5 protein-coding genes are annotated in these 8,092 nt (G+C 71.0%); 2 read left to right on the top strand and 3 right to left on the bottom strand.

Going from position 1 to position 8,092, the window contains the following annotated elements; genetic code table 11:
• Positions 1-189: 189 nt before the first annotated feature.
• On the bottom strand, positions 190-705 hold the full coding sequence (locus AB1578_19735) for a hypothetical protein (protein MEW6490125.1): 516 nt from the start codon (positions 703-705) through the stop codon (positions 190-192).
• A gap of 237 nt (positions 706-942) precedes the next feature.
• Between AB1578_19735 and hcp the strand changes: the two genes are divergently transcribed.
• A complete protein-coding gene (gene hcp / locus AB1578_19730; GenBank protein ID MEW6490124.1) occupies positions 943-2,574 on the top strand; it encodes a hydroxylamine reductase in 1,632 nt (543 codons plus the stop codon).
• A gap of 269 nt (positions 2,575-2,843) precedes the next feature.
• Here hcp and AB1578_19725 read toward each other — a convergent pair whose 3' ends face one another.
• Together AB1578_19725 and AB1578_19720 are read right to left on the bottom strand one after the other, a co-directional pair.
• Entirely contained in the window at positions 2,844-4,754 is a 1,911-nt protein-coding gene (locus AB1578_19725) for a monovalent cation:proton antiporter-2 (CPA2) family protein (GenBank protein MEW6490123.1), read from the bottom strand.
• 8 nt (positions 4,755-4,762) lie between these two features.
• Positions 4,763-5,362 carry an NAD(P)H-dependent oxidoreductase gene (locus AB1578_19720; GenBank protein MEW6490122.1) on the bottom strand — a complete coding sequence of 200 codons (600 nt, stop codon included), beginning with the start codon at positions 5,360-5,362 and terminating at the stop codon, positions 4,763-4,765.
• A 379-nt stretch (positions 5,363-5,741) separates the two neighbouring features.
• Here AB1578_19720 and AB1578_19715 point away from each other — a divergent pair.
• Positions 5,742-8,092: GAF domain-containing protein (locus AB1578_19715; protein MEW6490121.1), on the top strand; the 2,351-nt coding region annotated here is incomplete at its 3' end.

The raw sequence follows: 8,092 nt of genomic DNA, 5'->3' as shown, positions 1-8,092 counted from the left end.
ACCTTTCAAGCGGTTGCCCACTAGATAGCCCGGTCGGCTCTAGCGAGCCGATGACACGCCCCCCTTGCAGCAAGCACTATGCCATACGACCGCGTACCAGCTGAGTTTTATGCGCGATCGCCCTGGGGGCCGGGAGCCGCGCGGAATGGAGAAAAGCCGGAGACCAAACGCCGATACGGGTTCTGGGGCTCACCGTTCGGGCGTGCCCCGGTGCGGCGACGGGGCCGCGGGGCCCGGGGGCGGCTCGTCGCCTTCGGCGAGCCGGCGAAAGAGGCGCCACTGCTCGTCGGTGAGGGCCCCCGCCAGGGCGTGGGCGAGCTCCACGTGGGCCGAGCGCAGGCTGGACTCGGCCACGGAGATCTCCCCGACCTTCTTCTGTGCGGCCGTGAGGTCGAAGCGCCGGTCGTCGAGGAGGCGGGCCAGCTCCCGCCGCAAGACGTCCAGATCGGCGACGAGGCGCACGACGCGCGACTGGACCTCGAAACGCCGGCGCTCGAACTCCTCCCGAGCCTCCCCGGAAAGGCCTGCCTCCCGCGGGTCGACCCCGTAGGCCGCGGCCAGGTCGGGCCCCACGGTCTGCGCGACCGACGCGCCCGGGGGTGCTTCCTGGGCTGCTGCCGGTCGACACGGCAGGATCCACGCCGCCTCGAGGGCCAGACCCACGGCCAGGCCGACCGCCACCCTCCACCCCGTGGTCGTCCCCATGTGCGCTCCTTTCCCTCGGTGTGCCACCAGGGTAGCGAGCTTCCCGGCTCCGGCAAGGGAGGCCGGCTCGAGTCGTAGCGGGCACGACCTCGCGTGTCGCCCGCGCCACTGGACAACCTCCCTCTTCGGGCTAGCCTTGACCTGGCTCAAGGGACGGGGCCGGAGAAACGCCTACTCTCCCCCCCATCGGAGACACGGACGCCGGAACCTTCACCCCACTCGAAAGGGAGGTACGCCATGTTCTGCAACCAGTGTGAACAGACCGCTCAGGGAACCGCCTGCACCAAGCACGGAGTGTGCGGGAAGAACGCCGAGGTGGCCGCGCTCCAGGATCTCCTCACCTACGCCGTGCGGGGCCTCTCCCAGGTGGCCACGGCGGGGCGCAAGGTGGGGGTCGTGGACCCCGCCGTGAACCGCTTCACCGCCCAGGCCATCTTCTCCACCCTGACCAACGTGGACTTCGACCCCGCCCGCTTCCAGGCCCTCATCGCCGAGACGGTGGCCCACCGCAAGGCCCTGACCGAGAAGGTAAAGGCCAGGGGCGGCAGCGTCACCTTCGCCGATCCCGCCGCGAGCTTGCAGCCCGCGTCAGATCTGGCGGGCCTCGTGGCCCAGGGCGAGCAGGTGCGCCTGCCCATCGACTGGGAGCGCGACGACGACGTGAAGAGCCTCCAGGAGACGACCCTCTACGGAATTCGCGGCACGGCCGCTTACGCCGACCACGCGGCCGTGCTCGGCAAAGAGGACGACGGGGTCTACGCCTTCCTCCACGAGACCCTGGCAAAGCTCACGGACAAGAGCCTGGGGCTGCAAGACTGGGTTGGCCTGGCCCTCAAGACCGGCGAGGCGAACCTCAAGGCCATGGAGCTCCTGGACGCCGCCAACACCGGCACCTACGGTCACCCGGTGCCCACCCCCGTGCCCCTGGGGCACGTGAAGGGCAAGGCCATCCTCGTCTCCGGTCACGACCTGAAGGATCTCGATGACCTGCTCAAGCAGACCGAGGGCAAGGGCATCACCGTGTACACCCATGGGGAGATGCTGCCCTGCCACGGGTACCCGGGGCTCAAGAAGTACAAGCACTTCTACGGGCACTACGGCACCGCCTGGCAGAACCAGCGCAAGGAGTTCCCCGGCTTCCCGGGTGCGATCCTCTTTACCACCAACTGCATCCAGGAGCCCCAGTCCGACTACGCGGACCGCGTGTTCACCACGGGCCTGGTGGGCTGGCCGGGGATCAAGCACGTGAAGAACGGCGCCTTCGGGCCGGTGATCGAGAAGGCCCTGGCGATGCCGGGCTTCGCCTCGGATGAGGACAAGGGTTCGGTGCTCACCGGCTTCGGGCGAAACGCGGTGCTCGGGGTGGCGGACAAGGTGATCGGGGCGGTCAAGAGCGGCGCCATCAAGCACTTCTACCTGGTGGGCGGGTGCGACGGCGCCAAGCCCGGCCGCAACTACTATACCGAGTTCGTCGAGAAGACCCCGAAGGACACGGTGGTGCTCACGCTCGCGTGCGGAAAGTTCCGGTTCTTCGACAAGAAGCTCGGCGACATCGGGGGCATCCCGCGGCTGCTCGACGTGGGCCAGTGCAACGACGCCTACTCGGCGGTGCAGATCGCCGTGGCCCTGGCGGGCGCCTTCAACTGCGGCGTGAACGACCTGCCGCTGTCCATCATCTGCTCCTGGTACGAGCAGAAGGCGGTGGCGATCCTGCTCACGCTGCTCCACCTGGGCATCAAGGGCATCCGGCTCGGCCCCAGTCTGCCGGCCTTCGTGACCCCCAACGTGCTCCAGGTGCTGGTGGACAACTTCGACATCAAGCCCATCAGCACCCCCGAGGCGGACATCCGGGCGACCCTGGCCGCGTAAGAAGTCCCTCGCTGGAAACGCAAGACGCCCCGCCGACCCCGGCGGGGCGTCTTGCGTTGGTGCGCCACGCGCTCTCCGGACTGGCTCAGCCCCCCTATCCCCTCACGGAGCGAAATCCAAATCGCGATCGAAATCGGGATCGGAGTCGGGGTCGAGGTCGCCCTCGATATCGATTTCGATTTGGACGGGGCATTCGGGCGCGCCGTGCGGTCCCTTTGAGGCCCCCAAGAGGTGACGCACTCTATGGGATCCCGGGTTCCCGAGAATTTCTAACGGCTCCCGGAGTCGGGGCGGTCCGGGGGGCACTCCTCGGCATCCGTGCAGGCATCGGAGTCCCAGCCGGCGTCCCGGTGCACGTGCACCTCCTCCCGCTCGGCGAGGAGCAGGCGCTCCAGGTCCGCGATGCTCTCCCGGGTGGCCAGGAGGTGGCGCGCGTGGTCCCGGCGCATGGCGGCCATGGCCCGCACCGAGTCCTCGTCGTGGCGAAAAAAGGTGTGCGACGCCCGCTGGGCCTGGGGGGCCCGGAAGCCGAGGAGCCGCAGGGCGTCCACCGCCATCCGCAGCGAGGTGTCGAAGGTCTCCCGGTACACGTGGGCGACCCCGGCGTCGATCAGCTCGTAGGCGTCGGACCGGTCGGTCGCCCGGGCCAGCACGGTGAGGTGGGGGAAGTGCTTGCGGACCAGGTGGACCAGCGCGAGGGTCTTCTCGGGGCTGTCGAGGGCCAGGACCAGGAGGCTGGCCTTCTCCGCGCCGGCGGAGCGCAAAAGCTCCGGGCGCGTGGCGTCGCCGTAGAAGACCGGCAGGCCCACCTTGCGCAGCAGGTCGACCCGGTCGGAATCCAGGTCGAGCACCGTGGCCCCCACGCCGTTGGCCCGCAGCAGCCGCCCCACCACGTGGCCGAAGCGCCCGAAGCCCGCGATGATCACCGGGTTGTCCTCGTGGATGGCGTCGGGGCTGCGCTCCCCCTCTTGCCGGGTGCCCAGGCGCGGTTGGAGGAGCTTCTCGTTGGCCAGGAAGAGGAGCGGGGTGAGCGCCATGGAGAGGGCGACCACCGCCACCAGGGGCGACGCCACTTCGGCCCCCAGCACCCCCTGCTGGGTGGCAAAGGAGAGGAGGACGAAGGCGAACTCCCCCATCTGACACAGGCCGAAGGCGAAGAGCAGGTTCTGGTCGGTGCCGAGGCGGAAGCCGGCGCCCAGGGCGGCCAGCACCCCGAACTTCACGGCCATCAGCCCGACGACCAGGCCCGCGACGAGCCCCGGCCGCGCCGCCACCAGGCCGAAGTCGATGGAGGCCCCGACAGCGAGGAAGAACAGACCCAGCAGCAGGCCCTTGAAGGGGGCGATGTCGCTCTCGAGCTCGTGGCGGTACTCGCTGTTGGCCAGGACTACGCCCGCCAGGAAGGTGCCCAGGGCCGGGCTCAGGCCGATGCGGGTCATGAGCAGCGCGATGGCGATGACCAGGAGGAGCGCTGCGGCGGTGAAGACCTCCGGCAGGCGCGTGCCGGCGATGGCCCGCAGGACCGGGCGCACCAGGAACCGGCCGGCGAGTACCACGGCGGCCACGGTGCCGGCGACTGCCAGGGTGTGGGCCCAGCCCGGCAGCCCGTCCACCCAGGTGGTCGCGTGGGCCGCCGCTTCCGCGCCGGACACGGCGGGGGCCGAGGCCAGGAGGGGGAAGATCGCCAGCATGGGGATGACGGCGATGTCCTGGAAGAGGAGCACGGCAAAGGAGCTCTGGCCGCCCGAGGTCTTGAGCAGGCCCTTCTCGCTCAGGGTCTGGAGCACGATGGCGGTGGAGGAGAGGGACAAGGTCAGGCCGACGGCGACCGCGGCCTTCCAGCCCAGCCCGAGGGCCAGGCACAGGCCGGCCACGGCGGAGGCCGTGAGGGTCACCTGGAGCCCCCCGAGCCCCAGGATCGGCGCGCGCAGGCGCCACAGCAGGCTCGGCTCGAGCTCGAGCCCTACCAGGAAGAGCATCATCACCACGCCGAACTCGGCGAAGTGCAGCAGATCCTGGCCTTCCTGCCCCACGAAGCCGAGCCCGAAGGGGCCGATGGCCACCCCGGCGAGGAGGTAGCCCAGCACGGAGCCGAGCCCGAGGCGCTTGGCGATGGGCACCGCGACCACGGCCGCCAAGAGGTAGACGAAGGCCTGGGCGAAGAATCCCTCGGCGTGCATCGCCCGCCTCAGCGGCTCAGGAGCCGGTCCAGGTGGGAGTTCAGGCGCGGCTCGGCACGGGCGGCCTCCCGGTCGAGCCGCCCGTCGCGCAGGGCCTCGAGGGCGAGGCGGTAGTCGCTCGCCGCGCCCTCGATCTCGGCGGGCGTGATCCGCAGGGTGTTGTGGACCACGAAGGGGGGCAGGAAGTCCATGCCGCACAGGTGCACGGCCTGCTCCAGGGGCGCAAGCAGCTCGCGGATGGTGAAGCGGTTGAGGCCGTCGCGCTGGTAGGCGGCGTCGCTGCCGCCGGTGGTGATGGCCGAGAGCCAGGTCTTGCCCCGCAGCGCCCCGCCCCCCTCGCCGTAGGCCCACCCGTAGGTGAGCACGGAGATCTTCCACTGGTTCACCAGCGGGGGGACCGTGTACCAGTAGAGGGGGTGCTGCATCACGATGAGGTCGTGGGCCGTCAGGAGGGCCTGCTCCTGCCTCGCGTCGACCTCGAAATCGGGGTAGGCCTCGTAGAGGTCGTGGAAGGTCACCCCGGGCAGCCCCTGGACCTCGCGGATGAGGCGCCGGTTCACCCGGGACTTCTCCAGGGCGGGGTGGGCGAAGAGGAGCAGGATGCGCATGGGCTCGGAAGCCTTTGCAGCAGGGTGCTGAAAGACTCCATCCGTGGGTCTTTCAGCTACGGGTTTTCGGGGACGGCCCCTTCGAACCCTCACGAATCATTTCGCTTTCCAAGCGCCGTGATTCGGCGCCCCATCCATGGGGCGCACGCAGGCTGCTCCTTCAGCAGCCTGCGGGGACGCGGCCCTGCTCCCGGCTCGTGGGAATAGCGTGTATCACGGCGTTCGGAGGGGCGTCAACGCGGCTGCTTGGCCTGTCGCGCCCGGTCCGGTAAGATTCGTTCCACGCCGCCGGGAGGGGATCGTTGCCAGCGATCCGGCCCAACGCCCCCCTCTTCCCCTTGGGTCCCGGGCGGTCCGAGCGCGAGGCGACGGAGGACGAATGAGCGTTTCCCCCGAGGGATCCGGTGAGCGGGTCCTCGAAGCCATTCCCGACGCCGCCCTCGCCGTGGCGGCCGACGGCACCATCGACCGGGCCAATGCGTCGGGCTACCGCCAGCTCTTCGAGGCCAATCCGCACCCCATGTGGGTCTATGACCTGGAGACCCTAAGGTTCCTGGCGGTCAACGAGGCGGCGGTGCGCAAGTACGGGTACACGCGCCAGGAGTTCCTGGGGATGACCCTGGCCCACATCCGGCCCCCCGAGGACGTGGACCGGCTCCGGGCCAACGTCGCCCGGGTGGGCTCCGGCCTCGACGAGGCCGGCCTGTGGCGGCACCGGACCAAGGGCGGCGCCGACCTCGACGTGGAGATCGTCTCCCATACCCTGGAGTGGGAAGGGCGAGCGGCCGAGCTCGTGCTCGCCCACGACGTGACCGCGCGGCGGCACGCCGAGGAGCGCCTGGCGGTGGTCACACGGCTCTACGCGGTCCTGAGCCAGATCAACCAGGCCATCGTCCGGGTGCGGGAAAGGGACGCGCTCTTGGGTGCCCTCTGCCAGGTTGCCGTGGAGCACGGGCGCTTCCGGATGGCCTGGGTGGGGCTCGCCGGCGAGGCCACGGGCGCCGTCGTGCCCGCGGCGAGCGCCGGGCACGAGGAGGGGTATCTCTCGGCGCTTCGGGCCGCCTGGGGCGCCGGCGCGACCCGTCCGGGCCCCACCGCGGAAGCCCTGGCGAGCGGGGCCGTCGGGATCTGCGACGACATCGCGTCCGATCCCCGGACCGCCGCGCAGCGCGACGAGGCCCTGCGCCGCGGGTACCGGTCCATGGCCGCGGTGCCGTTTCGGGTTCGGTCCCGGGTCGTGGGCACCCTGAACCTCTACGCCGGGGAGCCCGGCTTCTTCACGGAGGAGGAGCGGCAGCTCCTGGAGGAGATCGGGGCCGACATCTCCTTTGCCCTCGACGCCATGGAGACGGAGCGCGAGCGGCGCCGGGCCGAAGCGGATCTTCGCCGCCGCACCGCGGGCCTCGCCACCCTGGTGGACGCCAGCCGCAGCCTGGCGGCCACCCTGGATCTGGCCCGGATCCTCCAGGCCACGGCCGACGGGGCGGCCCGGCTCTTTTCCCTCGATACGGCCGCCGTGTACCTGATCGACGGGGACGGGGTGCGCCTGTACGCCACCGCGCCCCCGATCCCCCCCGACTTTCCCGACAGCTTGCGCCGGGCCCCCCTGGCCGAGCATCCCCACATTCGAGAGGCCATCGTCTCCCGGGAGCCGGTGCTCCTTCCCGACGCGGCGACGGCCCGGCTCACCCCCGCCGAGGAGACCGCGCGCCGGTCCAGGGATCTGCGCTCCGTCCTCTACCTGCCCCTGCTCGCCGGCGAGGAAACCCTGGGCGTCCTGATCGTGGCGTCTTCGGGGGAGCCCCAGGACTTCTCGGAGGGCGAGGTGGGCCTGTGCCGTACCCTGGCCAACCTGGCGGCTTTGGCGGTGACCAACGCGCGCCTCTACGAGGCTGGCCTTGCCCGCGCCGCCGAGCTGGAGCAGCGGGTCGCCGAGCGGGACCGGGCCGAGGAGGAGCGGGAGGTCCTCCAGGCGCAGCTGGCCCACGCCCAGAAGCTGGAGGCCGTGGGCCGTCTGGCGGGCGGCGTGGCCCACGACTTCAACAACATGCTGGACGTCATCCTGGGGAGGGCGGAGCTGGCGCTTCGCCGGCCCGCGGCGCAAGGCCCCCTGCGCCGCGACCTGGAGGAGATCCTCCAGGCAGCGGAGCGCTCTTCGGTTCTCACGCGCCAGCTCCTGGCCTTCGCCCGCCGCCAGGCCGTGAGCCCCCAGGTGCTCGACCTCAACGGCGCCGTGGAGGGGCTCTTGCAGATGCTGCGGCGGCTCATCGGGGAGGATGTCGAGCTGGATTGGCAGCCGGGCGCAGGAGCGGGGCAGGTGCGCCTCGACCCCTCCCAGCTCGATCAGCTTCTGGCGAACCTCGTGGTCAACGCCCGGGACGCCATCGCCGGAACCGGCAGGATCACCCTGGAGACCCGGGGTGTCGTGCTGCGGGAGCGCCGCAGCGCCCGGGGCGAGCCCGTGGCGCCCGGCAGGTATGCTCTTCTGTGCGTGGCCGACGACGGCTGCGGCATGGACGAGAAGACCCTCGCCCACCTCTTCGAGCCCTTCTTTACCACGAAGGAGCCCGGGCGCGGCACGGGGCTCGGCCTCGCCACGGTCTACGGCATCGTGCGCCAGAACGGGGGCTTCGTGGAGGTGCGAAGCGAGCCCGGGCGCGGCACGCGCTTCGACGTCTACCTGCCCTGGGCGCCGGAGGGCAGCGCGGGGGACGGGGACGGGGCGGGAGG

Source organism: Thermodesulfobacteriota bacterium (assembly GCA_040756475.1).
GTDB lineage: Bacteria > Desulfobacterota > Deferrisomatia > Deferrisomatales > JACRMM01 > JBFLZB01.
The sequence above is the reverse complement of the archived record's forward strand: the minus strand, read 5'-3'. Positions and strand labels throughout refer to the sequence as shown.

Bases quoted from the DNA above. Each gene is read 5' to 3' on its own strand.
- hcp (MEW6490124.1), top strand. From the start codon at position 943: ATGTTCTGCAACCAGTGTGAACAGACCGCTCAGGGAACCGCCTGCACC.
- AB1578_19720 (MEW6490122.1), bottom strand. From the start codon at position 5,362: ATGCGCATCCTGCTCCTCTTCGCCCACCCCGCCCTGGAGAAGTCCCGG.
- AB1578_19735 (MEW6490125.1), bottom strand. From the start codon at position 705: ATGGGGACGACCACGGGGTGGAGGGTGGCGGTCGGCCTGGCCGTGGGT.
- AB1578_19725 (MEW6490123.1), bottom strand. From the start codon at position 4,754: ATGCACGCCGAGGGATTCTTCGCCCAGGCCTTCGTCTACCTCTTGGCG.